This window comes from Kutzneria kofuensis (assembly GCF_014203355.1).
GTDB classification, from domain to species: Bacteria; Actinomycetota; Actinomycetes; order Mycobacteriales; family Pseudonocardiaceae; genus Kutzneria; species Kutzneria kofuensis.
Genome location: NZ_JACHIR010000001.1, coordinates 4,884,961 through 4,908,565, shown reverse-complemented (window position 1 = coordinate 4,908,565; position 23,605 = coordinate 4,884,961). Strand labels below are relative to the sequence as shown.

Here is a 23,605-nt window from a genome sequence, read left to right as displayed (position 1 = left end):
AGACCACAGTGACCATCGAGGCGACACCGTTGCCGACGACGCGGCCGACGCCCTTCGACCCGCCGGAGGACTACCGCAAGCTGCGGGAGGACCAGCCGGTGAGCCGGTTGGCCATGCCGGACGGCTCCCTGGGCTGGCTGGTGACCAGCTACGAGCTCGTCCGCTTCGTGATGGCCGACCCGCGGTTCAGCTCGCGGCCGATCAACATCACCAACCCGCTGCGGGTGATTCCGGAGGACATGCGGCAGGACGTCAACCCGGGCATGTTCATCGGCATGGACCCGCCGGACCACGGCCGCTACCGCCGGCTGCTGACCGGGCAGTTCACCGTGCGCCGGATGCGGGCGCTGGAGCCGCGGATCCAGCAGATGGTGATCGACCACCTCGACGCCATGGAGACGGCCGGGAACTCGGCCGACCTGGTGGAGAAGTTCGCGCTGCCGATCCCGTCGCTGGTGATCTGCGAGCTGCTCGGCGTGCCCTACGAGGAGCGCGAGGAGTTCCAGGCGCGGTCGTCCCGGCTGCTGGACACGTCGCTGCCGTTCGAGGAGGCGCGGAGGGCCGGCGAGGCCATCCGCGAGTACGTCGGCGGCCTGGTCGCGCGCAAGCGGGCCGAGCCCGGCGACGACATGATCAGCGGCCTGTTCGAGTCGGACCCGACGCTGACCGACGACGAGGTCGCGGAGATGGGCCTGCTGCTGCTCATCGCCGGCCACGAGACCACCGCCAACATGCTCGGGCTGGGCACGTTCCTGCTGCTGCAGCGCCCGGACCAGCTGGCCAAGCTGCGCGAGGACCCGTCGCTGGTCAACAACGCCGTCGAGGAGCTGCTGCGTTACCTGTCGGTGGTGCAGTTCGGCACCATGCGGGGCGTGCTGGAGGACGTCGAGGTCGGCGGGCAGCAGTTCCGCAAGGGCGAGACCGTGATCTGCTCGCTGGCGGCGGCCAACCGCGACCCGGCGCGCTTCGACAACCCGGAGATCCTGGACATCACCCGCACGCACAGCACGCACGTGGCCTTCGGGCACGGCATCCACCAGTGCCTGGGCCAGCAGCTGTCCCGGGTGGAGATGCAGATCGCGTTCCGCGAGCTGTTCGCCCGTTTCCCGAACCTGCGGCTGGCGGTGGAGCCCGGCGAGGTGAAGCTGCGCGACACGTCCGTGGTGTACGGGGCCGCGTCGCTGCCCGTCGCCTGGTGACCTGGTCGTGAAAAGGCCCCCGCCTGTCGGCGGGGGCCTTTCTTTTCAGATGGCGATCAGATCAGGCCCAGCTTGCGGACCGCGTCGCGCTCTTCCTCCAGCTCGGCCACCGTGGCGGCGATCTTGGCGCGGGAGAACTCGTTGACGGTCAGGCCCTGCACGATCTCGTACTTGCCGTCCTTGCAGACCACCGGGAACGAGGAGATCAGGCCCTCGGGCACGCCGTAGGAGCCGTCCGACGGCACGGCCATGGACGCCCACTGGCCCTCGGCGGTGCCGTTCACCCAGTCGTGGATGTGGTTGATGGCGGCGTTCGCGGCCGAGGCGGCCGAGGAGGCGCCGCGGGCCTCGATGATCGCCGCACCGCGCTTGGCGACGGTCGGGATGAAGGTGTTCTCCACCCACTCCTGGTCGTCCACGAGCTCGAGGGCGGGGCGGTCGCCGACCACGGCGTGGGACAGGTCCGGGTACTGGGTGGCGGAGTGGTTGCCCCAGATCACCAGGCGCTTGATCTCGGTGACCGGCACGCGGAGCTTGTTGGCCAGCTGCGAGTACGCGCGGTTCTCGTCCAGCCGGGTCATCGCGGTGAAGCGCTCGGCCGGCACGTCCGGCGCGTGCTGCTGGGCGATCAGGGCGTTGGTGTTGGCCGGGTTGCCGACCACCAGCACGCGCACGTCGTCCGCCGCGCCCGCGTTGATCGCCTCACCCTGCGGCTTGAAGATGCCGCCGTTGGCCTCCAGCAGGTCGCCGCGCTCCATGCCCTTGGTGCGGGGGCGGGCGCCGACCAGCAGGGCCACGTTCACGCCGTCGAACGCCGTCTTCGCGTCGTCGGTGATGTCGATGCCCTCGAGCAGCGGGAACGCGCAGTCCTCCAGCTCCATGGCGGTGCCCTCGGCCGCCTTGACCGCCTGGGGGATCTCCAGCAGGCGCAGTCGGACCTTCGTGTCCTGGCCGAGCAGTTGACCCGAGGCGATCCGGAACAGCAGTGCGTAGCCGATCTGGCCAGCCGCACCGGTGACGGTCACGTTGACGGAGCGTGCCACAGGGAAGATCCTCCCGATCCGCAGTCTGCATCACGTCCACGGGGCGCGACCACCACGGCAGGAGTCCTGTCCGGCGGCCTCAGCACCGGGACCGCGCACCGGGCGCGTCGCCCGGTTGCCGCAGATTACCAAGCAGCGGATATCGCCGACCGCCGGCCGTGAGCAGCGTCTCGACGTGGCCACGACCACCCCCGGGTCAGTGGTCGAAGGGGCCGCCGATGATGGTCGCGGCGACCAACACGATGAGGAAGCCGAGGCCGCCGTACAACACGATGTCGGTGAACTTGCGGCGCAGGGCGATCAGGCCCAGCTGCTTCTCCGGCAGCAGCGCCCGCAGCCCGGCGGCGACCAGCAGCGACCCGCCGATCAGGCCGGAGCCGATCCGCCAGTGGTAGGCGAAGATCAGCCCGATGCCGGCGGCGGCGATGGCGATGACCAGCACGAACGGGGCGTAGCGGCCGATCTCCTCGGTCCACCGGCGGCGGCCGGTCACCGTGATCACGACTGCGCCGCGAGCGAGCGCTCGGCGGCCTCCACCACGTTCGCGAGCAGCATGGCCCGGGTCATCGGGCCGACCCCGCCGGGCATGGGAGCCAGGAAGCCGGCGACCTCCCGCACATCGGGGTGCACGTCGCCGCGCAGCCCTTCGTCCGTACGGGTGATGCCGACGTCCAGCACCGCAGCGCCGGGCTTCACCATGTCGGCGGTGATCAGGCCGGCGACACCGGCGGCGGCCACGACGATGTCGGCGCGACGCACCTCGGCGGCGAGGTCCTTGGTGCCGGTGTGGCACAGGGTGACGGTCGCGTTCTCGCTACGCCGCGTCAGCAGCAGGCCCAGCGGCCGGCCGACGGTGACGCCACGGCCGACGACACACACCTGCGCGCCGGCGATGGGCACCTCGTAGCGGCGCAGCAGGGCGACGATGCCGCTAGGCGTGCACGGCAGCGGGCCGGGCTCGCCGAGCACGAGCTTGCCGAGGCTGACCGGGTGCAGCCCGTCGGCGTCCTTGGCCGGCGCGATCCGCTCCAGCAGCGCCCCGGTGTCGAGGTGCTTGGGCACGGGCAGCTGCACGATGTAACCGGTGCACGCGGGGTCGGCGTTCAGGTCGTCCAGCACGGCCTCGAGGTCGGCCTGGGAGATGTCGGCCGGCAGGTCACGGCGGATGGAGGTGATGCCCACCTTCGCGCAGTCCGCGTGCTTGCCGCGCACGTAGGCGTGCGAGCCGGGGTCGTCGCCGACCAGCACGGTGGCCAGGCCCGGCGTCACCCCCTTGGCGGTGAGCGCGGCGACCCTGACCCGCAGGTCGTCGAAGATCGCGTCGCGGGTGGCCTTGCCGTCGAGGATCGTGGCGGTCACGACGTCATTCTGCCGTGCTTGTGCCGCGCGTTCCGCGCGGGGCGAGGTCGCTCGCGCCGATGTGGCAACCTCCACCGGCAACTCGGCCCGAAACCACCCCTTCGACCAGGCAACGGACCGAACGACCACTGATCTCATAACTCACCGTCGCCCGATTGCGCCATTCGCCCCCCGTTGGCCGTCGCAAGGGACAATCATCGATGCTGGTCGTGACGAGGAGCAGGGAGGTCTGGGCCACACCCGGTGTGAGGCGGGTGTCAGATCGCAACGGAACGCGAGAGGATGAGCGTGTGTCACAGCCGACCCCGCTGAACCCAGTCGAACAGGACGCGCTGGTCAAGCAGATCGGGTTGGCCCTGATGAAGGCCGCTCCGCAGGACTGGGAGCAGGTCAGGGCCTACTACCGGGCTGCAGGCCGCTACTTCGAGCTGTCCGCCGAGGTCACCGACCAGGACGGCCAGAGCAGGGCTTGGACCGCGCCCGCGGACATCGCGTCGTTGTTCGCGCGCCTGCGGGCCGGCATGTACCGCGAGGGCCGCGGCACCTGGTTCAACGCCCGCTACCAGCTCGACCGGCCGTCCAGCTACAACCTGGACTTCGACCGGGACGAGCCGGAGTGGAAGAACCCGCCGCCGCCGATGGCCTACACCGACGAGATGCGTTTCTTCCCGCGCACCGAGGAGAACGTGCCGGAGTGGCTGGCCGGCCGGCTCCAGGGGCCGGCGCAGCAGCCGCCCCGGCCGCCGATGCCGCCGCAGCCGGGCCAGCAGCCCGGACGGCTGCGCACCGCCCGGATCTTCGACGGCCCCGGCCCGGACGGCCGGCCGACGGTGAACCGGCCGCCGCTGGACCCGGCCGAGGTCGGCAAGGTGCTGGACTACCTGGAGGCGGCGCCGGTCGTGATGACCGCCCAGGGCATGGACAGCGACCGGCTGGCGCACGAGAACCCGGAGTCCATCCCGTTCGCCTTCCACACCGACGGCACCTGGATCTGGCCGGCGGCGGTGATCTTCTACCTGGCCCGCTACGGCGTGCCGCCCGAGCCGGACCTGGTGCAGCACATCCGGTCGGCCAACTTCATGGCTCCCGAGGTGGACGAGCCGACGCGCGGGCAGGCGGTGGCGCTGCTGAGCACCATGGTCCCCAACGGCCGCCCGGTGCCGGCCCAGCAGCCGCCGGCCACCCAGATGATGTCGGTGCCCGAGCCGCCGGCGCCCGAACCGGAGCCGGAGCCCGAGCCGCTGGCCGTCGAGCAGCATGTCGAGCCGGAGCCGGAGCCGGAGCCCGGGCCGGTCGTGGAGCAGCACGCGGAGCCGGAGCCCGCGGCCGAACCGGTCGGCGGGCCCAGCATCGAGCTGCTGCGTGAGCTGCTCGACGAGCTGAACGTGCCGTCGTCGGTGTACCGGATCGGCGAGCCGTCGCCGAACACCTGGTACCTGGAGCGGGTCGAGGACGGCTGGCAGGTCGGCTGGTACGAGCACGGCTTCAGCACGCCGATGCTCTTCGACGACGACAACGACGCCGCCGCGTTCCTGCTGGGCAAGCTGCTGCTCAACCGGCCGGTGCCGGCGGAGGAGCACGTCGAGCAGCACGCGGAGCCGGAGCCCGAGCCGGAGCCGGTGGACATCGCGCCGGTGCCGGTGCCGATCCCGCCGAACCCGGTCCCGCCGCAGCCGCCGATGGACCTGCCGTCCCGGGGAGCCCAGCCGGACCTCCCGTCGATGGACCTCCCGTCGCGGGGCGGCCAGCCGGACCTCCCGCCGATGGACCTGCCGTCCCGGGGAGCCCAGCCGGACCTGCCGCCGATGGACCTCCCGTCGCGCGGCGGCCAGCCGGACATGTCCCCGCTGGACCTGCCGTCACGGGCCCAGTCGGACCTGCCGCCGATGGACCTGCCTTCGCGGGCTCAGGCGGAGCAGCAGCCGGATCTGCCGCCGTTGGATCTGCCGCCGCTCGACCTCACGTCGCGGGACCTGCCGTCGCGGGCGGAGTCGGCCCGGATCGAGCCGGCGACCCGGATGGAGCCGCGCCCCGAGTCGGGCCTGCCGCCGATGACGCCGCCCCGGCCGATGCCGGCGCAGCCGCCGCTGGGTGGCGGCCAGCCGCCCATGGGTGACCGGCCGCCGCTGCCGCCCATGGCCGCGCCGAACCAGCCGCCGATGGGCCAGCAGAACGGCCAGCCGCAGCAGCAGAACGGTCAGGCGCCGCGCGGCGACGACTGGCCGATCCAGCCGCTGCGGGGCGAGCCGCCGCTGACGCTGTTCCGCGGCAAGCGCGTCATCGAACTGCCGCAGGGCGTCGAGGTGGACCGCTTCGGCCAGCCCGACGGCAACCTCACCTACGCCGGCGGCACGCCGTTCCCGCTGCGCTCGCTGGTTCCGGAGTGGGTGAGCCGCCCGTACCACGTGTACCGGCTGCAGCAGCCCGTGCAGGCCCTGGCCGGCGTCGCCGTGCCGTGGTTCGGGCAACCCGGCGGCGGCACCGCGTATCTGCTGCCGAAGTCGATCGAGGAGCTGCTGGCCGACGGCACGTTGGTCGAGGTCCGGCAGGGCACACCGCCCCCGACCGGACAGTGACGGAGAACGGGCCGTGCACCGGGGTGCACGGCCCGTTTCAGTTCTGGACGACCAGGCCGCGCGGCGGCGGACCGGCCGCCCCCTCAGCCTTCGACCACCAATCCGTGCGCGGCCGCGAACCGCACCGCCTGATCCAGGTCGATTCGCGCGCCGGTCAACTGCGCCTGGCGCAGGCCGTCGGAATCCAGCCGCGCCCCGCGCAGGTCGGTGTCCTCCAGCCGGGTCCGCAGCAGCCGGGCGCCGGACAGGTCCGCCTCGCGCAGGTCGCATTCCCGCAGGTCCGCCTCCACCAGGTTGGCCTCACGCAGCCGCAGCCCGGACAGGTCCATCTTGCGCAGGTCGATCCGGCCCAGCCCGGCCAGCGACAGGTCGGTGTCCCGGATCGTGCAGCCCCGCAGCCGGCAGTCGGTGAACGTGGAGCCGAGCAGCGTGCAGCCCTCGAACCGGGACGAGGCGAACACCGTCCGGTTGAAGGTGCAGCCGCGGAAGGCGGTGCCGGTGTGCCTGGTGTCGCCGAGGTCGGCGCGGGTGAAGTCGCAGTCGGTGAACGTGCACGCCTTGGTGACCAGGTCGCGCAGGTCGGCGTCGGTGAAGTCGCAGCGTTCGAACGAGCGGCGTTCCCAGGTCTGCCCGGTGAGCACGGCGTCGGCGTAGTCCTCGCCGGTCTCGGTGCTCACGGGACGACCACCACCGGCCGGTGCGCCCGCGTGACCAGGGTTTTCGGCACGGAGCCGAGCAGGCCGCCGCCGTGCCGGGACCGGCCGACGACGATGCAGTCGGCCCGCAGCTCCTCGGCGATCTGCTCCAGGGCGGTGGCGGGGTCGCCCCGGTGGTGCAGCAGGTCCCACTCGATGTTGAACTGGTCGAGGAACTTGGCGGCCTCGCGCCGGACCTCGGCCACGTAGTCGTTGGCGGCCTCGGCGGCGTTGATCATGCCGATGGACGTCCAGTAGGCGGCGCTGGCCAGCGGCTCGACGTAGACCAGCACGAGGCGGGCCCGCTCCCGGCGGGCCAGCCCGGCCGCCCACGCGGCCGCGTGCACGGCCGGCGGCGAGCCGTCGACGCCGACGACGATGCTGCCGACCCCGTCCTTGCCGATCTCGAACCCCGGTACGGCGGCGTCTTCCTGCACGCCAGGGATCGTAGTCAGTCCCCTGGCTCGCGCCGGAAGAAAGCCTCGATGGCGGCGCTGTTGTCCTCGGCGGTGGTGTTGGTGAGCACGATGGAGCGGTCGCCGTCGCGCACCTCGATCTTGCGGCGCTCGTCCCGGCGCACCCAGTCGCGCAGCACCCGGCCGAGCTGGACCAGCACCGGGGACGTGGTCAGCGCGACGATGATCGTGCTGACCGTGTCGGCGTCGGCGCCCTTGCTGAGCTCCGGCGCCGGCCCGCCGGCGGCGAAGTCGGCGCTGTCCACGTCCAGGTCGAGCAGTTCGGTCCGCAGCTGGCGGGCCTGGCTGTCGACGTCCTCGGGATCACCGTGCAGCGTCAGTGAGACTGTCGTCACCGGTCGGAGATTACACCGTCCACAGTGGACACCAGGCCGATTCGTACGATCGGGCGACACGACGCCGTCCGCCGGATCAGGGTATCCACGCCGGGCCCGACGCCTTCGACCCGACGAGCCCCGCGCACTGCCAGCCGTTTTTGACGCAGGGGCCTGAATTTCCGGCTTGACTCTTCCGCACCCCGGGCGGGGCGGTCTATCGTCACGACGCTTGAGAGCGCTCTCACAAAGTCGTGTCCGGCAGACCCTGCCCCTGCTCGGAGGTGCTCAGATGAGGAGACTGCTGCTACGCGCCTTGATCGGTGCAGTAGCCCTGACCGCGACGACTGCCCTGCCGGCAGTCGCCGCGACCGATTACACGCAGGCCGTCACCCAGGTCAGCGCCAGCCAGGCGCGGATCGCCTTCACGCCGACCACGGCCTCGCAGTACGTGGACGTGCACTACACCGGCGTGCCCGGCCTCGGCCAGCAGAACGTCCGGATGACCGACAACGCCGGCACCTGGCAGTGGACGGTCAACGGCCTGTCCACCGGCACCGTGCTGGACTACTGGTTCACGTACGAGAAGAACGGTCCCCAGTACGACACGCCGCACTTCAGCTACACCCAGGGCGGCTCCACCACGCCGACCGCCGCCGCGCCGACGTTCAGCCCGGCCGGCGGCAGCTACGCCACCGCCCAGACGGTGACGATCTCGACGGCCACCTCCGGCGCGACCATCCGGTACACAGTGGACGGTTCGACGCCGACGGCGAGTTCGCCGCAGTACACCGGCCCGATCACGGTCTCGTCCAGCCAAACCGTGAACGCGATCGCGCTGGCCGCCGGCATGGCGAACTCGCCGGTGGCCAGCGCCGCGTACAGCATCGGCACCACGTCGGCGACCTGCCCGACCCAGTCCGACACGCCGAACTTCGGGCCGAACGTGCACGTCTTCGACCCGGGCATGTCCGCGGCCAGCATCCAGGCGCAGCTCGACGCCGACTTCAACGCGCAGAAGGACACCCAGACCGCGCAGTTCGCCGAGCGGCGGGTCGCCGAGCTGTTCAAGCCCGGCACCTACGGGGTGAACGACAACGTCGGCTTCTACACCTCGGTCGCCGGCCTCGGCCAGAACCCCGACGACGTCACCATCAACGGGCACGTCACGGTCGACGCGTTCAACCCCTCCGACGCCGGCAACGCCACCCAGAACTTCTGGCGTTCCGCGGAGAACATGGCCGTCAACGCCACCGGCGGCGACCGCTGGGCCGTCGCGCAGGCGGCGCCGTTCCGGCGCATGGACATCCGCGGCGACCTGCAGCTGTACCCGGCCAGCTACGGCTGGGCCAGCGGCGGCTACATCGCCGACACCAAGGTGTCCGGCCAGACCGCGTCGATCTCCCAGCAGCAGTGGTACACCCGCGACTCCAGCTTCGGCAGCTGGTCCGGCGGCGTGTGGAACATGGTGTTCTCCGGCGTGAACGGCGCGCCGGCCACCACCTTCCCGAACCCGCCGGAGACGACCCTGGGCACCACGCCGGTGTCGCGGGACGTGCCGTACCTCTACATCGACGGCAGCGGCAAGTACCGGGTGTTCCTGCCGTCCTTGCGTACCAACGCTTCCGGGCCGAGTTGGGCCAACGGCAGCACCCCGGGCACGTCGGTGCCGATGAGCCAGTTCTACGTGGTCAAGGCCGGCGACACCGCGGCCACGATCAACTCGGCGCTGAACTCCGGCTGCAACCTGTTCTTCACGCCGGGCGTCTACCACCTCAACCAGACGCTGAACGTCACCAAGGCCAACACCGTGGTGCTGGGCATCGGCTACCCGACCCTGGTGCCGGACAACGGCGTCAACGCCATGCAGGTGTCCGATGTGGACGGAGTGCGGCTCAAGGGCCTGCTGTTCGACGCCGGCACGACCAACTCGGCCGCGCTGCTGACGGTGGGCCAGTCCGGTTCCTCGGCCAGCCACGCGTCCAACCCGACCTCCATCCAGGACGTGTTCTTCCGGGTCGGCGGCGAGATCGCCGGCAAGGCCACCGCGAGCCTGATCGTCAACAGCGGCAACACGTTGATCGACCACATCTGGGCGTGGCGGGCCGACCACGGCAACGGCGGCACGGTCGGCTGGGGCACCAACACCGCCGACAACGGTGTGATCGTCAACGGCAACAACGTGTTGGCCACCGGCCTGTTCGTCGAGCACTACCAGAAGTACGAGGTCACGTGGAACGGCCAGGGCGGCCGGACCATCTTCTTCCAGAACGAGATGCCCTACGACGTGCCCAACCAGGCGGCGTGGATGGCGCCGAACGGCGTGAACGGCTACGCCGCCTACAAGGTCGGCGCAGGCGTCACCTCGCACGAGGCGTGGGGTCTCGGCAGCTACAACTACTTCAACGTCAACCCCTCGGTGAACGCCTACCACGCCTTCGAAGTCCCGAACAACTCCGGCGTGCGGTTCCACAGCCTGCTGACGGTTTCGCTGAACTACCAGGGAACCATCACGCACGTCATCAACGACACCGGCGCGGTGACGCCTTCGGGCACCGTGCCCAGCAACGTGGTCAGCTACCCGTGACCGGCTGACGGGGTCGGCCCGCTTCGGCGGGTCGACCCCGTCGATCACTTGCGACGGCGGCATGGCGGTCGCCGATGTCGCCAACGGAAAGTCATCAGCGTCCCACCGCAAGTGGCACCTCGGTCGTCCGCCACCGGTCGGTCACTCGGCTGTCCGGGCCAGGGGTGGGCCTTTCGCGACCCTCGGCGTAGCGCTCCGGGTCCCGGCGGCGATCAGTGTGGTCATGAATAGCGGAACCACTTGTGCCGCAACGAGTCCAGCCCGTCGAACCGCCGGCTGTCCAACGTCACTGCCAGTCACGCCGAACTGCACGTTGGGAGTCGCGAGATGCGCGTTTTGTTGATTTCGTACGGATCTCGCGGTGACGTCCAACCGCTGGTGGGGCTGGCCGTGCAGTTGCGGGCGCTCGGCGTGGCGGTGCGGGTGTGCGCACCGCCGGACGAGGAGTTCGCGGAGCTGCTGGCCGGTGTCGATGTGCCGCTGGTGCCCTTCCGCAAGTCGATGCGCGCGCTGCTGACCGGGGCGACGCCGCCGGCATCGGGCGCCCAGCTGGCGGCCGAGTTGATCGCCGAGTACTTCGACACGGCCGCCGCGGCGGCCGAGGGCTGCGACGCGTTGGTGGCGACCGGCTTCATGCCGGCCGCCGCGCGGTCGGTGGCCGAGAAACTGGGCATCCGCTACGTGTACACGTGCTACCACCCGTTCGAACTGCCGTCGCCGCACTACCCGCCGCCGCCGCGGCCGGGCGTGCACGCACCGGGCGTGACCGACAACCGGACATTGTGGGACCGGGACGCCCAGTTCATGAACGCGATGTACGGCGTGCCGCTCAACGCCCAGCGGGCGTCGATCGGCCTGCCACCGGTGGCGGACGTCCGCGACCACGTCCTGACCGACCGGCCATGGCTGGCGGCGGACTCGACGTTGGGGCCGTGGCAGGAGTTGACGGATTTCGACGTCGTGCAGACCGGCGCATGGATCATGCCGGACCAGCGCCCGCTGCCGGCCGAGTTGGTGGCATTCCTGGACGCCGGCGCGCCACCGGTGTACGTGGGCTTCGGCAGCATGCCGATGCGTGGCTCGGAAGACGTTGCCCAGGTGGCCGTCGAGGCGCTCCGCGCGCAGGGCCGCCGTGCGCTGATCTCCCACGGCTGGGCCGACCTGGCGCTGATCGACGATCAGGACGACTGCTTCGCGGTCGGCGAGGCCAACCATCAGGCCCTGTTCGCCCGGGTGGCCGCCGTCATCCATCACGGCGGTGCCGGCACCACCACGACGGCCGCCCGGGCCGGGGCGCCCCAGGTGGTGGTACCCCAGTTCTGGGACCAGCCGCACTGGGGCCGGCGGGTGGCCGAGCTGGGCATCGGCGCGATGCACGACAGTCCCACTCCGACCTTCGAGTCCCTTTCGGACGCACTCACGACGGCCCTGACGCCCGAGACCCACGCCCGTGCGAAGGCCGTGGCCGACATGATCAGCACCGACGGGGCGACGGTGGCCGCGAAGCTGCTGCTCGACGCGATCAGTCGGTGACGACGCCCCGCGTCAACGGAAGTCCCGCGAGGTGGAGGGCACGCGGATGTCCAGGTGCCGCAGCTGATCGGCCTGCAGGCTGATCACGCCCTCCGCCTTCTCCAGGACGCCCCGCACCAGCACAGCCGAGCTGGTGCGGGCGATCCTGCGGTAGCGCCGCCACAATCCCTCGCTGCACACCACGTTCAGCATGCCGGTCTCGTCCTCGACGTTGAGGAACGTGACGCCGCCGGCGGTCGCCGGCCGCTGCCGGTGGGTGATCGCGCCGCCGACCAGAACCCTGGTCTTGTCCTCCACCTTGCCCAGTTCCGCCACCGGGACCGCGCCCATCTCGGTCAACTTCCCGCGGACGAACTGGATCGGGTAGCTGTCCGGTGAGACGCCGGTCGCCCACACGTCCGCGGCGGCGACCTCCACCTCGTCCATGCCGGGCAGCATCGGCGCGTCCGTGCCGACGACCGTCCCGGGCAGCCGACCCGCGCGTTCCCGGGCCGCCGCGCCCGCCGCCCACAACGCCTCGCGACGCTCCAACCCCAAGCCGGCAAAGGCTCCCGCGGTGGCCAGCGCCTCCAGTTGTGGCGTGGTCAGCCCGATCCGGCCGGCCAGGTCGACCATGGTGCGGTACGGGCCGTTCGCCTCCCGCTCGTCGATGATCCGCTCCGCCAGCTTCTCGCCGATGGTGCGGATCGTGCCGATGCCGAGCCGGACCGACGGGCCGGGATGCTCCAGCGTGGCGTGCGACAGGCTGACGTTGATGTCCGGCCCGTGCACGGTGACGCCGTGCCGGCGGGCGTCCGCGACCAGCGACTGCGGCGAGTAGAAGCCCATCGGCTGCGCCCGCAGCAGCGCCGCGCAGAACGCCGCCGGGTGGTACAGCTTCAGGTGCGCGGAGGCGAACACCAGGTGCGCGAAGCTGAGTGCGTGGCTCTCCGGGAAGCCGAAGTTGGCGAACGCCAACAACTTCCGGAAGATTTCGTCGGCCAGCTCGCCGGTGATGCCGTTGGCCGCCGCGCCCGAGTAGAAGCGCTCCCGCAGCCGCTCCATCCGGTACGTGGACCGCTTGGCGCCCATCGCCCGGCGCAGCTCGTCGGCCTCGGCCGGGCTGAAGTCGGCCACGTCCACCGCCATCTGCATCAGCTGCTCCTGGAACAGCGGCACGCCCAGCGTCCGCCGCAGCGCCTTCTCCAGCAGCGGGTGGTCGATCTTCACCGGTTCCTGTTTGTTGCGCCGCCGGATGTACGGGTGCACCGAGCCGCCCTGGATCGGGCCGGGCCGGATCAGCGCCACCTCCACCACCAGGTCGTAGAACTCGCGTGGCTTCAACCGGGGCAGCGTCGCCATCTGCGCCCGGCTCTCCACCTGGAACACGCCCACGGTGTCGGCCTTGCACAGCATGTCGTAGACCTTCTGGTCGTTCAGGTCCAGTTTGGACAGATCGACCGTCTCGCCCTCGAAGTCCTGCACCAGGTCCACGGCGTAGTGCAGCGCCGACAGCATGCCCAGGCCGAGCAGGTCGAACTTGACCAGGCCGGCCAGCGCACAGTCGTCCTTGTCCCACTGGAGAACCGACCGGTTCTCCATGCGGGCCCACTCCACCGGGCAGACCTCGCTCACCGGCCGGTCGCAGATCACCATGCCGCCGGAGTGGATGCCCAGGTGCCGTGGGAAGCCCTCCAACTGGTTGGCCAGGTCCACCACCAGGTCCGGGATGTCGTGGTCGCGCTCCTGCTCGGTCGTCTTCAGCGGCCCCCAGCGGTCGATCTGCTTGGTCCACGCGTCCTGCTGCCCCGAGGAGTAGCCCAGCGCACGGGCCATGTCGCGGACGGCGAACTTGGCCCGGTAGGAGATCACGTTCGCCACCTGCGCGGCGCAGGTGCGGCCGTACGTCTGGTAGACGTACTGGATGACCTCCTCGCGGCGGTCGGACTCGATGTCCAGGTCGATGTCGGGTGGCCCGTCCCGGGCCGGCGCGAGGAACCGCTCGAACAGCAGGTTGTACTCGACGGCGTCGACGTTGGTGATGCCCAGCGCGTAGCAGACCGCCGAGTTGGCGGCGGATCCCCGGCCCTGGCAGAGGATGTCGGCCCGCCGGCAGAACTCCACGATGTGCCAGACGATCAGGAAGTAGCCGGGGAAGCCCAGGTCGCCGATCACCTTCAGCTCGTGCTCAAGCTGTTGGTAAGCCTTGGGATTCGCGTCGGATGGCCCGTACTTCTTGCGGGCGTTGCGCATTGTCAGGAAGCGCAGGTAGCTCATCTCGCTGTGCCCCGGCGGCACCGGGTACGGCGGCAGCTTCGGCGCCAGCAGATCGAGGTCGAAGGCGCACTGCACGCCCAGGATGGCGGCGTTGTGCACGGCCTCCGGGTAGCGGTGGAAGCGGGCCATCATCTCCTCGCCGGTGCGCAGGTGCGCGGCGCTCGACGCCGGCAGCCAGCCGGCCATCTCGTCGAGGCTGCGCCGCGCCCGCACCGCCGCCAGCGCGCCGGCCAGCCGGCTGCGGGCCGGCGTCGCGAAGTGCACGTTGTTCGTGGCCAGGTACTGGACTCCGCACTTCTTCGCCAGCTCGACCAGCAGATCGTTGCGGTCGGTGTCCTCCGGCAGGCCGTGATCGGTCAGCTCCACGTACACGTTTCTCCTGCCGAACAAGGAGATCAGCCTTCGCAGCTCACGTTCGGCGCCCTCGGGGCCTTCGTGCGCGAGCGCCGTGCGCACGGTTCCCTTGCGGCAGCCGGTGAGCACGGCCCAGTTGTCGTTCGACTCGGCCGCCACCTCGGCCAGGTCGTAGACCGGGCGGCCCTTCTCCTTGCCGTCCAACTGCGCCTTGGTGATCGCCCGGCACAGCGACGCGTAGCCCTCCGGGTTGCGGGCCAGCACCAGCAGGTGGTTGCCCTCCGGGTCGGCGATCCCGTTCTGCGGCATGGAAAGGCCGAGGCTGAGCTCCGAGCCGAACACGGTCCGGATGCCGACCTCCTTGGCCGCCTCGGCGAACCTGATCACGCCGTACATGCCGTCGTGGTCGGTGAGCGCGATCGCGTCCAGCCGCATCCGCCCCGCGGCCTCGATCAGCTCCTCGGGATGGCTTGCCCCGTCGAGGAAGCTGAAGTTGGAGTGGCAGTGCAGTTCCGCGTACGGCACCCGCTTGCGGTCGCCGTACACCGTGGTCTCCGGCGACATCTGCGCCGGCATGTCCGTCGGCTTCTCGTAGCCGTCCCGCTTGCGGCTGTAGCCGGGGGCGTCACCGCCGTCCGGGGTCACGCCGGGACGGCCGGACAGGGTCCGTTCGAGGTCGCGCCACCGTATCGGCGGATTGTTCCAGCCCATTGCGGCGCACCTCCCGAACTCATGTTCGACTATGCGGTGCTGAGCTCGTCGTGTCAAGCAGGCCGTCGAGGAGAAAGCCCAGGTAGCGCCGCCACAGGTCGGGTTCGGCGTCCCGCAGCGGCGCGGCCGCCTTGTGCACGCCGGTCATCAGGAGCACCACGTCCCGGCCGGTGAGCTCACCGCGCACCCGCGCCCGCCCCACCAGCACGTGCACGGCATCCGCCAGTCGCGCCACACCGGCCTCCACGTCCAGATGCCGCACCGAGCCGCCGGCCACGTCGCACAGCGCCTGGTTGTCGACCAGACGCGCGACGCCGTAGGTCATGAACTCCCGCAGCGCGGCGGTCGGATCAACGGCGTCATGGCGACTTTCCGCCGCCTCGACCAGGTCGTCGATCAGGTCACCGACGATCGCCGCGATCAGGTCCTCCTTGGTGGCGAAGTGCCGGAACACCGTGCCCTTGCCGATGCCGGCCCGCTCCGCGATCTCGGCGACCGACACCTCCGCGCCGCGCTCCGCGAACATCGCAAAGGCGGCGTCCAGCAACTGCTTCCGGGTGCGCACGGCGTCGGCTCTCACGAGTCGATTCTAACCTGACCAACCGGTCCGGTTATCTGCTACGGTCGAAAGTGACCACCCGGTCCGGTTAACTCAGGAGGATGTCGTGCGGGGAAAGATCGCCCTGGTCACCGGGGCTTCGTCGGGTATCGGCGCGGCCACCGCGCGAGCGCTGGCCACGGCGGGCGTGAAGGTCGCCGCCGGGGCGCGCCGGGTCGACCGGCTCAAGGAGCTGGGCGGCGAGGTGCTGGCGCTGGAGCTGGACGTCACCGACCGGCAGTCGGCCCGCGACGCCGTCGCCGCGGCCGTCGAGCACTTCGGCGGGCTGGACATAGTGGTGAACAACGCCGGTGTGATGGACAGCGGCCCCGTCGCCGGCGCGGACACCGCGGGCTGGGAGCGCATGGTGGCCACCAACCTGCTCGGCACGCTCTACGTGACCCACGCCGTGCTGCCGTACCTGTTGGCCCGCAAGGGAACCATCGTGCAGATCTCCTCCACCGCCGGCCGGTTCGCGTACGCCATGGGCGGGGTCTACGGCGCCACCAAGTTCGGCGTGAACGCCTTCACCGAATCACTGCGACAGGAGGTCACCACCCAGGGCGTGCGGGTGGTGTCGATCGAGCCCGGCATGGTCGACACTGAGATCATCGCCCAGGTCGGCGACCCCGGTCTGCGGGACATGGTGCAGCAGCGGTACCGGTCGATGCGCACCCTGCGCCCCGAGGACGTCGCCGCCGCCGTGCTGTACGCCGTCGGCCAGCCCGAACACGTCTCCGTGAACGAGATCCTGCTGCGCCCCACCGGCCAGGTGCAGTAGGCACCCCTGGGCCGGTGGCGGTGATCACCGCAGGTCAGGGGTCTTTTTGCCGGTAAGGGGCGATTTTTGGCTGCCGGCCTGGGAAAATGGGGCGGTGGAACGAGCGAACGACCCCCTGCCGATCACCGTGGCCACCGAGGACGGCTCCGCGCTGTCCACTCCCACCGTCGCCGAACTGCATGCCCTGATGGAGCGGATCGGCGGCGCCGGCGACCGGTTCGCCGTCGCCGAGCGGGAACCCGGCGTGTACCTGCAGACCTGGCGCGAGGCGGACAGTCCGTTCCTGGTCGAGCGGCGGGACGGCCAGGACGTGTGGACGGAGTTGGACGAGCCCGCCGACGTCACCGCGCTGTTCGTGGCGTGGGCGCACGGCGAGGCGTGGCAGCAGGACTACGGCTGGCAGTCCGCCTCCATGCCCGAAGGCGCCGAACCGTAGGAATCCCCTGCCACTCGGCGGACGGCGCGCCGATCCTGCCGGCGCGACCGTCCACAGTGGATTACACGCGTCCGAAAACCAGACTGCCCGGCGCGTTCGGGTTGTCGCCGGCCCAGAACTCCGTCCACAGCTCCGCGAACTCCTCGCGGGACAGGTGACCGTCGCCGTTGAGGTCGAGGACCGGGAAGATGTCGTCGGTGTCCGTGGGTTTCCCGGTCCAGGCCTCGATCGCCTGCCGGTACTCCGCCGCCGAGATCGCGCCGTCCGCGTTCTCGTCGACCGCGTCGAACATCGCGTTCGCCGTGCCCCGGACCGCCTCCGGCTGCTGCTGGAGGCCGTCCACCACCCGCAACACCACGTCCAGCGTGACCTTGTCGTCACGGTCCTGATCGGACGCCGCCAGCAGCGTTCGCCACCAGCCCATCATGACCCCGGTCAGCTTGTCGTGGCCCTCGGTTCCCGGGGCCCAGCCCCGGATTCCCGTCCAGCGGTCGGTCAGGGCGCGGAAGTCCTGTTCGGTGAGGAAGCCGTCTCCGTCGACGTCCATGGCGCTGAAGACGCCGGCGACCTTGCTGCGTTGGAAGTCGCTCGACATGCCGTCAAGGCTGGCATTCGGTGTAGCCGCCCGGCAATCGGCCGCTTGTGTGCAGTGGACGGTTACCTTGGACCGTGTGCTGCGCCGTGCCCTGGCCGACTCCGACCTCCGCCCCCTGCCTTCTGCCGCCTCGGAGCTGCTCCTCCGGCTTTCCGCCCCACCTCGCCTCGCCGCCCACCTTCGCGCCGTGCACGACGTCGCCGTGCAGCTGACCGACTGGTTCTCCGGCCGCCTCCCCCTCGACGTCGACGCCGTGCACTTCGGCGCCGCCACCCACGACATCGGCAAGGTCGTGCACGTCGAGGAGCTGTCCGCCCCCGGCCACCGCCACGAGCCCGCCGGCCGTGATCTCCTGCTCGCCCAAGGCATTCCCCCGGAGCTCGCCCGCTTCGCCGCCACCCATGCGTCATGGGCCGAGCCCGGCATCACCGCCGAGGATCTGGTGGTCAGCCTCGCCGACAAGATCTGGAAGGCCAAGCGCGTCCCCGACCTCGAACAGCTCATCGTCGCCCGGCTGGACGGCGAACCCTGGCAGGCGTTTCTGGAGTTGGACGACGAGCTGGACCGCATCGCCGCCGCTGCCGACCATCGGCTTGCCTTTCAGGCGTCGTACCCGATCTGACCAACCCGGCGAGTCCCGCCCACAGTCACATCGAATGCCTGAATCCGTTTCACACGTTCGGTGTGACGCTGGGCGGACTCGCCGGGGTCAGGGGCGGTCGAGCCACTCGGGGGAACGGCGGGGCAGGGGGATCACGGCCTGCTGGCCGAACTCCCGCGCCGACCACGCCGGCAGCGAGGGCTGCCGGACCGGCCACTCGGGCTCGGTGAACCACGGGTCACGCTGAGACTCCCACGCCGCGGTCTCCCACTGGTCGTCGCTCATCTAGTCGTACACCCCTTCCACCGCCCACGCCCGGCCCTCACGGACCAGCAGCAGCGCGGTCTGTTCGACTCCGTCCAGCAGCACCTGAAGCCGGGCCCGGCGACGGCCGCCCCGGTCCCACCAGGCCTCTTCCGCGGCCCACGGCCCGGCCCACGCCAGCACGGCCCGCGCGGGCCCGCCGCCGACGGACACGGCGGCGGGAACCCCGGTGAGCAGCTGCCGCCCGCTGACGCCGACCGGGGCCGCCGAGGCGTCGAGCACCACGGCGGCCACCGGTTCGGCCGGCACGGTCGCCGGGGAGGGCGACGGCAGCCGGCCCGGCCACGGTGCATCCGGATCGGCGCCGGGCAGGCGTTCCTCGCCCCACGGCACGTACCGGACCCGGTCCGATGGCCCGCGTCCGCCACCGAGCACCCCGGTGACAACGCCATCGGGACCGAGCAGCCCCTGCACCCTGACCAGGGCCCGGCTGGCGCGCTCCGCCCCGGTTCCCGGATCCTCATTGCCCCCGTGCCACAGCCCTAGCTGCAGCGCGGTGGCGTCGACCACCTCGACGGGGTCCAGCCACAGTGTGGTGATGCCGGCGCTGGGCCGGGTCCCCGGGGCGGCCCGCAGCCACCCGTCCAGCTGCCAGCGCACCCGGTCGGCGATGCCGGTGGGGGTGAGCGGCTCGGCGCAACGCCACACCCTGCCCAGCTCCTCACCGTTGTCCGTGCTCGCGTGGACGCCGAGCCTGGTGCAGGCCAGCCCCCGAGCCGCGAGTTTCTCGTGCAGCAGCTCCGCGAGCGCACGCGCGGCGAACGCGGCGGCGTCCACGCGGTCTAGCGGTGGATCGGGCGAATGCGTTACCGAAAGCTCCGGTGGCGTTCGTCTCCTGGCCGGGGGCCGTTCCTCCAGGCCACGGGCGAGCCGGTGGGTGGCCACGGCGTCGGCGCCGAAGCGTGAGGCCACGTCACGCTCGCTCAACGCGGCGTACGCGCCGAGGGTGCGCAGCCCGAGCCGGCGCAGCAGGTCGACGAAGTCGGTGCGGTCCGGACCGCCGGGCGGGCTGAGCTCCATGGTGCTCAGCGGCGCCAGGAACTCGGCGCTGCCGCCGGCGGGCACCAGCAGCCCGCGCCGGGCGGCGAGGGTGGCGGCGAACAGGCCGTCGGCCACCCCGACCTGGCACTCCAGGTCGCATTCGGACGCCACCTGGTCGATCAGCCGCTCGGCGACCGCCGCCTCGGAGCCGTAGTAGCGGGCGGGCCCGCGCACCGGCAGGGCCACGATGCCGGGGCGCACCACCTCGATGCCGGTGGCCAGCTTCTCCACGGCCGCCGCGACCGGCTCGAACACGCGGGCGTCACGCGCCGGGTCCTCCTCGAACACGGCCAGCTCCGGGCATCGCCCTTGGGCGCTGCGCTTGCGGTCGCCGCGCCGGATGCCCTCCGCGCGGGCCACCGCCGAGCACGCGACGACCCGGTTGTTGGCCAGCACCGCCGCCGGCACGTGCGAGGGCAGGCCGGCGGCCTTGGTCGCCGCCAGTACCGGCCAGTCCGGGCACCAGACCACGAGCGTGCGCACGGCCGTCACGAGACCACCTGCCGAAGCCGGGGCTTGTCGGAAGGCGGCACACCGGGCTTGTCGGGAGGCAAGATCAGCCCGGGCCTGTCCGTCGGCAGGCTGATCGCACGCCCGCCGGGCAGGGTGAGCCGCACCTGGCTGCCGCGGGCCGCCGCGCCACGGCCGCGCGACCGCACGGTCAGTTCCCGCGTGTGCAGGCGGCCGTGGCCATTGCCCAACCCGGACCAGCGGCCGGTGCCGTCGAGTTCGAGATCCGCGCCGGGCCAGCCGCCGACGGGGATGAGCACCGAGCCGCGGTGCCGGGCCCGGGCCGACAGCCGGCGCGCCTCGGCGGCGGGCGGCTGCTTGGCCACCGCCACCAGGTCGAGGCCGTCCAGCAGGGCCGCGGTCACCGGAACGAGTTCGGAGCCGGGCGCGGGCACCAGCGCGAGGCGGTGCACGACAACACCCAGCTCGGATGCGGCCACCAGGCCGAGATTGGGCAGACCCACCACGGCCGCCCAGGAACCTTCGGCCGTGGCGGCGGCCAGCAGCGCGAGCAACAGCGTGGTGGACCCGCGCACCACCACGGTGCTTCCGCGCCGCAGGCCGCCCCACGGCAACAGGCCGGCCAGCCCGTCCAGGACCGGCAGTGCCTTCCCCACTGGCGCCTGGGCCAGCTCATTGGCTGCGCTCACCCCGTTGAGCGCGGTCAACGACGCCGTTGCCGACCCGGACACCAGCCACCTCCTCACCCACTGTCACGGCCGCGTGCGCACCCCTGCACCTGCGGCCCGCCGTGGGGAAGACGGCGGTTTCGGAGCTGGTCGGACCCCGATCCGAACCACCTCCTGGTTCGAACTCACGTTCGAACCGATGGGCTAAGTAGACACCACCGTGACAGTGGCCGTCAAGCGGCAGGGACACGCCTATGGAGTGATCATCCACTCACCCTGGAGTGACCTGGCGCACACTGTTTTCAGCACAGCCGAGTGGAGGTCGTGATGGCAATGGAGCCCACACCGACGACATCGAGGAACGCCTGGAACGACACGCTGGCGCGGTACCGGCGCCACGCGGCCGAAGTGCTCACGACGCACCAGTGCACCGACACCGCCTGCGCCGTCTGCGGCCAACCCTGGCCGTGCACGGCGGCCTGCGCGGCGGAGTTCGTGCTGGAGCTCCGCGACATGTGATGAAGGGGGCTTTCCTGGCACTCAACGCCAGGAAAGCCCCCTTCCGAGCATCAACGGCGGCCGCCCTCCCGCCAACACAGGTGAGGGCTCGGCCCCGCCGGTGCTTCGCCCGGTTGGCGGATTTCGACCGCCGCCACCCAACGCACGCACCCACCCAAGCCGACGCGGCGGGCGACATCCGGCAAGGGCGAGGCACCGGCCCCCGAAGGGGCCGAGCCAGCGCGCGGAACGCGCGCCAAAAGCTCAGTGGGCGAAGTGGCGCGTCCCGGTGAGGTAGAGGGCGATGCCGGCCGCCTCGGCGGCGGCGATGACCTCGGCGTCCCGGACCGAGCCGCCGGGCTGCACGACGGCCTTCACGCCGGCGTCGAGCAGCACCTGAAGCCCGTCGGGGAACGGGAAGAACGCGTCGGAGGCGGCGACGGAGCCCTTGGCGCGGTCCCCGGCGCGGGCCACCGCGAGGCGGGCGGCGTCGACCCGGTTGACCTGGCCCATGCCGGCCCCGACGGTGGCGCCGTCGTGCGCGAGCAGGATGGCGTTGGACTTCACGGCCCGGCAGGCGCGCCACGCGAAGTGCAGGTCGGCCAGGGTGTCCTCGTCCACGGCGGCGCCGGTGGCCAGCGTCCACTTGGCCGGGTCGTCGCCGTCGGCCTCGATGGTGTCCACGGTCTGCATCAGCAGCCCGCCGGACACGGCCCGGAACTCGGCGCCGCCGCGCACCGGCGGCTGCGCGACCAGGATCCGCACGTTCTTCTTGCGCGCCAGCACGTCCACCGCACCGTCCGCATAGGACGGAGCGACGATGACCTCGGTGAAGATCTCCGCGACCTGCTCGGCCATCTCGACCGTGACCTCGCGGTTGGCCGCGATCACGCCGCCGAATGCGCTGACCGGGTCGCAGGCGTGGGCCTTGCGGTGCGCGTCGGCGATGTCGCCGGAAACGGCGATGCCGCACGGGTTGGCGTGCTTGATGATCGCCACGCACGGGGCGGTGTGGTCGTGGGCGGCGCGCCACGCGGCGTCGGCGTCCACGTAGTTGTTGTACGACATCTCCTTGCCGTGCAACTGCTGCGCGGTGGCCAGCCCACCCCGGCCGTCGCCGGAGACGTACAGCGCGGCCTTCTGGTGCGGGTTCTCGCCGTAGCGCAGCACGTTGGACCGCTCCCAGGTGGCGCCGACCCAACCCGGGAAGCCCGAGCCCTCATCGTCGGGGGCGAGCACGTTGCCCATCCACGACGCCACGGCCACGTCGTAGGACGCGGTGTGCCGGTACGCGGCGGCGGCCAGCCGCTGCCGGTCGGCGAGCGTGAAGCCGCCGGCCCGCACGTTCTCCAGCACCCAGCCGTAGCGGGCGGGGTCGACCACGACGGCGACGCTGGGGTGGTTCTTGGCGGCGGCCCGCACCATCGCCGGCCCGCCGATGTCGATCTGCTCGACGCACTCGTCCGGGCTCGCGCCGGAGGCCACGGTCTGGGTGAACGGGTACAGGTTCACCACGAGCAGGTCGAACGCGGCGATGCCGAGCTCCTCGAGCTGCCGGAGGTGGTCGGGCTTGCGGGTGTCGGCCAGCAGGCCGGCGTGCACGCTCGGGTGCAGCGTCTTGACCCGGCCCTCCAGCGACTCCGGGAAGCCGGTCACCTGCTCCACCGGCACCACCGGCACGCCCGCGTCGGCGATCGCCTTCGCGGTGCCGCCGGTGGAGACGATCTCCACGCCGGCCTCGTGCAACCCGGTGGCCAGCTCCAGCAGTCCGGCCTTGTCCGAAACGCCGATCAGCGCGCGGCGCACGGGACGGCGTGCCGCGGTTCCTGCCTCGGTCACGGGATGCTCACCTTTCGTCCGTGAAGGGTCCAGCCCTCGCGGGCCAGTCGGGCGACCACGTCGACCAGCAGTCGCCGCTCCACCTTTTTGATGCGTTCGTGCAGCACGGCCTCGTCGTCGTCGACGTCGACCGGCACGGCCTCCTGGACCAGGATCGGCCCGGTGTCCACGCCGCGGTCCACCAGGAACACGGTGCAGCCGGTGACCCGCACGCCGTAGGCCAGCGCGTCGCGCACCGCGTGCGCGCCGGGGAAGGCGGGCGACAGCGCCGGATGCGAGTTGATCACCCGGTCGCCGAAGCGGTCCATGAACGGGTCGCCGAGCAGCTTCATGAAGCCGGCCAGCACGATCAGGTCCGGGCGCAGCGTCTCGACCAGATCGGCCAGGGCCTGGTCCCAGGCGGCCCGGTCGGCGTGGTCGCGCAGCTTCACGACGTGCGTGGGCACGCCGGCACGCTCGGCGCGGGCCAGCCCCTCGATGCCGTCCCGGTCGGCGACGACGGCGACGATGTCCGCCGGGTAGTCGTCGGTCGCGGCGGCGTCCAGCAGGGCCTGCAACAGGGTGCCGGAACCGGAGACGAACACGACGACGCGGGCGCGGTGCAGAGTGCTCAGGGTCAACTCCTGGCGAGCCGGGTCACGGTCATGGCC

22 protein-coding genes are annotated in these 23,605 nt (G+C 71.5%); 7 read left to right on the top strand and 15 right to left on the bottom strand.

Annotation, left to right across the window (positions count from 1 at the left end; translation table 11 throughout):
* The first annotated feature begins 8 nt into the window (after positions 1-8).
* On the top strand, positions 9-1,199 hold the full coding sequence (locus BJ998_RS22845; protein WP_312890282.1) for a cytochrome P450: 1,191 nt from the start codon (positions 9-11) through the stop codon (positions 1,197-1,199).
* A 56-nt stretch (positions 1,200-1,255) separates the two neighbouring features.
* Here BJ998_RS22845 and BJ998_RS22840 read toward each other — a convergent pair whose 3' ends face one another.
* The 3 genes from BJ998_RS22840 to BJ998_RS22830 all read right to left on the bottom strand — a co-directional run bounded on the left by BJ998_RS22840 (position 1,256) and on the right by BJ998_RS22830 (position 3,601).
* On the bottom strand, positions 1,256-2,242 hold the full coding sequence (locus tag BJ998_RS22840) for a malate dehydrogenase (RefSeq protein ID WP_184864663.1): 987 nt from the start codon (positions 2,240-2,242) through the stop codon (positions 1,256-1,258).
* Positions 2,243-2,438: 196 nt separating this feature from the next.
* Positions 2,439-2,744 carry a DUF3017 domain-containing protein gene (locus tag BJ998_RS22835; RefSeq protein ID WP_312890281.1) on the bottom strand — a complete coding sequence of 102 codons (306 nt, stop codon included), beginning with the start codon at positions 2,742-2,744 and terminating at the stop codon, positions 2,439-2,441.
* Positions 2,741-3,601, bottom strand: coding sequence for a bifunctional methylenetetrahydrofolate dehydrogenase/methenyltetrahydrofolate cyclohydrolase (locus BJ998_RS22830; protein ID WP_184864661.1), 861 nt, complete (start codon positions 3,599-3,601; stop codon positions 2,741-2,743). Before BJ998_RS22830 ends, BJ998_RS22835 begins: the two co-directional genes overlap by 4 nt.
* 290 nt (positions 3,602-3,891) lie before the next feature.
* Between BJ998_RS22830 and BJ998_RS22825 the strand changes: the two genes are divergently transcribed.
* Positions 3,892-6,177, top strand: coding sequence for a TNT domain-containing protein (locus tag BJ998_RS22825; RefSeq protein ID WP_312890280.1), 2,286 nt, complete (start codon positions 3,892-3,894; stop codon positions 6,175-6,177).
* 83 nt (positions 6,178-6,260) lie between these two features.
* On the opposite strand, the gene BJ998_RS22820 is transcribed toward BJ998_RS22825, so the two are convergent.
* From BJ998_RS22820 to BJ998_RS22810, 3 genes are read right to left on the bottom strand one after another with little or no spacing between them, the layout of a single operon-like run.
* Positions 6,261-6,854 (bottom strand): pentapeptide repeat-containing protein, encoded by a 594-nt coding sequence (locus tag BJ998_RS22820; protein ID WP_184864656.1) that lies wholly within the window; start codon positions 6,852-6,854, stop codon positions 6,261-6,263.
* Positions 6,851-7,309, bottom strand: a complete 459-nt coding sequence (locus BJ998_RS22815; RefSeq protein ID WP_312890279.1) for a universal stress protein — start codon at positions 7,307-7,309, stop codon at positions 6,851-6,853. The genes BJ998_RS22820 and BJ998_RS22815 overlap by 4 nt, the downstream gene beginning before the upstream one ends.
* Before the next feature lie 14 nt (positions 7,310-7,323).
* Entirely contained in the window at positions 7,324-7,683 is a 360-nt protein-coding gene (locus BJ998_RS22810; protein WP_184864654.1) for an effector-associated constant component EACC1, read from the bottom strand.
* A gap of 271 nt (positions 7,684-7,954) precedes the next feature.
* Between BJ998_RS22810 and BJ998_RS22805 the strand changes: the two genes are divergently transcribed.
* Positions 7,955-10,249 (top strand): chitobiase/beta-hexosaminidase C-terminal domain-containing protein, encoded by a 2,295-nt coding sequence (locus BJ998_RS22805; RefSeq protein ID WP_184864651.1) that lies wholly within the window; start codon positions 7,955-7,957, stop codon positions 10,247-10,249.
* Between the two features lie 327 nt (positions 10,250-10,576).
* Positions 10,577-11,782, top strand: coding sequence for a glycosyltransferase (locus tag BJ998_RS22800; protein WP_184864649.1), 1,206 nt, complete (start codon positions 10,577-10,579; stop codon positions 11,780-11,782).
* A gap of 12 nt (positions 11,783-11,794) precedes the next feature.
* On the opposite strand, the gene BJ998_RS22795 is transcribed toward BJ998_RS22800, so the two are convergent.
* Positions 11,795-15,103 (bottom strand): error-prone DNA polymerase, encoded by a 3,309-nt coding sequence (locus tag BJ998_RS22795; RefSeq protein ID WP_184864647.1) that lies wholly within the window; start codon positions 15,101-15,103, stop codon positions 11,795-11,797.
* A gap of 19 nt (positions 15,104-15,122) precedes the next feature.
* Positions 15,123-15,683 carry a TetR/AcrR family transcriptional regulator gene (locus tag BJ998_RS22790; protein WP_221338092.1) on the bottom strand — a complete coding sequence of 187 codons (561 nt, stop codon included), beginning with the start codon at positions 15,681-15,683 and terminating at the stop codon, positions 15,123-15,125.
* Between the two features lie 85 nt (positions 15,684-15,768).
* On the opposite strand from BJ998_RS22790, the gene BJ998_RS22785 reads away from it, so the two are divergent.
* Both BJ998_RS22785 and BJ998_RS22780 read left to right on the top strand, forming a co-directional pair.
* A complete protein-coding gene (locus BJ998_RS22785; protein ID WP_184864645.1) occupies positions 15,769-16,482 on the top strand; it encodes an SDR family oxidoreductase in 714 nt (237 codons plus the stop codon).
* 94 nt (positions 16,483-16,576) lie between these two features.
* Positions 16,577-16,918, top strand: coding sequence for a hypothetical protein (locus tag BJ998_RS22780; protein WP_184864644.1), 342 nt, complete (start codon positions 16,577-16,579; stop codon positions 16,916-16,918).
* Positions 16,919-16,979: 61 nt separating this feature from the next.
* Here BJ998_RS22780 and BJ998_RS22775 read toward each other — a convergent pair whose 3' ends face one another.
* A complete protein-coding gene (locus tag BJ998_RS22775; protein ID WP_184864642.1) occupies positions 16,980-17,513 on the bottom strand; it encodes an EF-hand domain-containing protein in 534 nt (177 codons plus the stop codon).
* Between the two features lie 76 nt (positions 17,514-17,589).
* On the opposite strand from BJ998_RS22775, the gene BJ998_RS22770 reads away from it, so the two are divergent.
* Positions 17,590-18,135 carry an HD domain-containing protein gene (locus tag BJ998_RS22770; RefSeq protein ID WP_312890278.1) on the top strand — a complete coding sequence of 182 codons (546 nt, stop codon included), beginning with the start codon at positions 17,590-17,592 and terminating at the stop codon, positions 18,133-18,135.
* An 87-nt stretch (positions 18,136-18,222) separates the two neighbouring features.
* Here BJ998_RS22770 and BJ998_RS22765 read toward each other — a convergent pair whose 3' ends face one another.
* The 6 genes from BJ998_RS22765 to purN form a co-directional block, all read right to left on the bottom strand.
* Positions 18,223-18,399, bottom strand: coding sequence for a hypothetical protein (locus BJ998_RS22765; RefSeq protein ID WP_184864638.1), 177 nt, complete (start codon positions 18,397-18,399; stop codon positions 18,223-18,225).
* Positions 18,400-19,971: a DNA polymerase Y family protein gene (locus BJ998_RS22760; RefSeq protein ID WP_184864636.1), complete on the bottom strand. Its 1,572-nt coding sequence runs from the start codon at positions 19,969-19,971 to the stop codon at positions 18,400-18,402. It abuts the gene before it with no gap.
* Positions 19,968-20,681, bottom strand: coding sequence for a DnaE2-dependent mutagenesis accessory factor ImuA' (gene imuA' / locus BJ998_RS22755; RefSeq protein ID WP_184864634.1), 714 nt, complete (start codon positions 20,679-20,681; stop codon positions 19,968-19,970). Before imuA' ends, BJ998_RS22760 begins: the two co-directional genes overlap by 4 nt.
* Before the next feature lie 239 nt (positions 20,682-20,920).
* Positions 20,921-21,133 carry a hypothetical protein gene (locus BJ998_RS22750; protein WP_184864632.1) on the bottom strand — a complete coding sequence of 71 codons (213 nt, stop codon included), beginning with the start codon at positions 21,131-21,133 and terminating at the stop codon, positions 20,921-20,923.
* Positions 21,134-21,380: 247 nt separating this feature from the next.
* Positions 21,381-22,955: a bifunctional phosphoribosylaminoimidazolecarboxamide formyltransferase/IMP cyclohydrolase gene (gene purH / locus BJ998_RS22745; protein WP_184864630.1), complete on the bottom strand. Its 1,575-nt coding sequence runs from the start codon at positions 22,953-22,955 to the stop codon at positions 21,381-21,383.
* A complete protein-coding gene (gene purN / locus BJ998_RS22740) occupies positions 22,952-23,575 on the bottom strand; it encodes a phosphoribosylglycinamide formyltransferase (protein WP_246488636.1) in 624 nt (207 codons plus the stop codon). Before purN ends, purH begins: the two co-directional genes overlap by 4 nt.
* Positions 23,576-23,605: the final 30 nt, after the last annotated feature.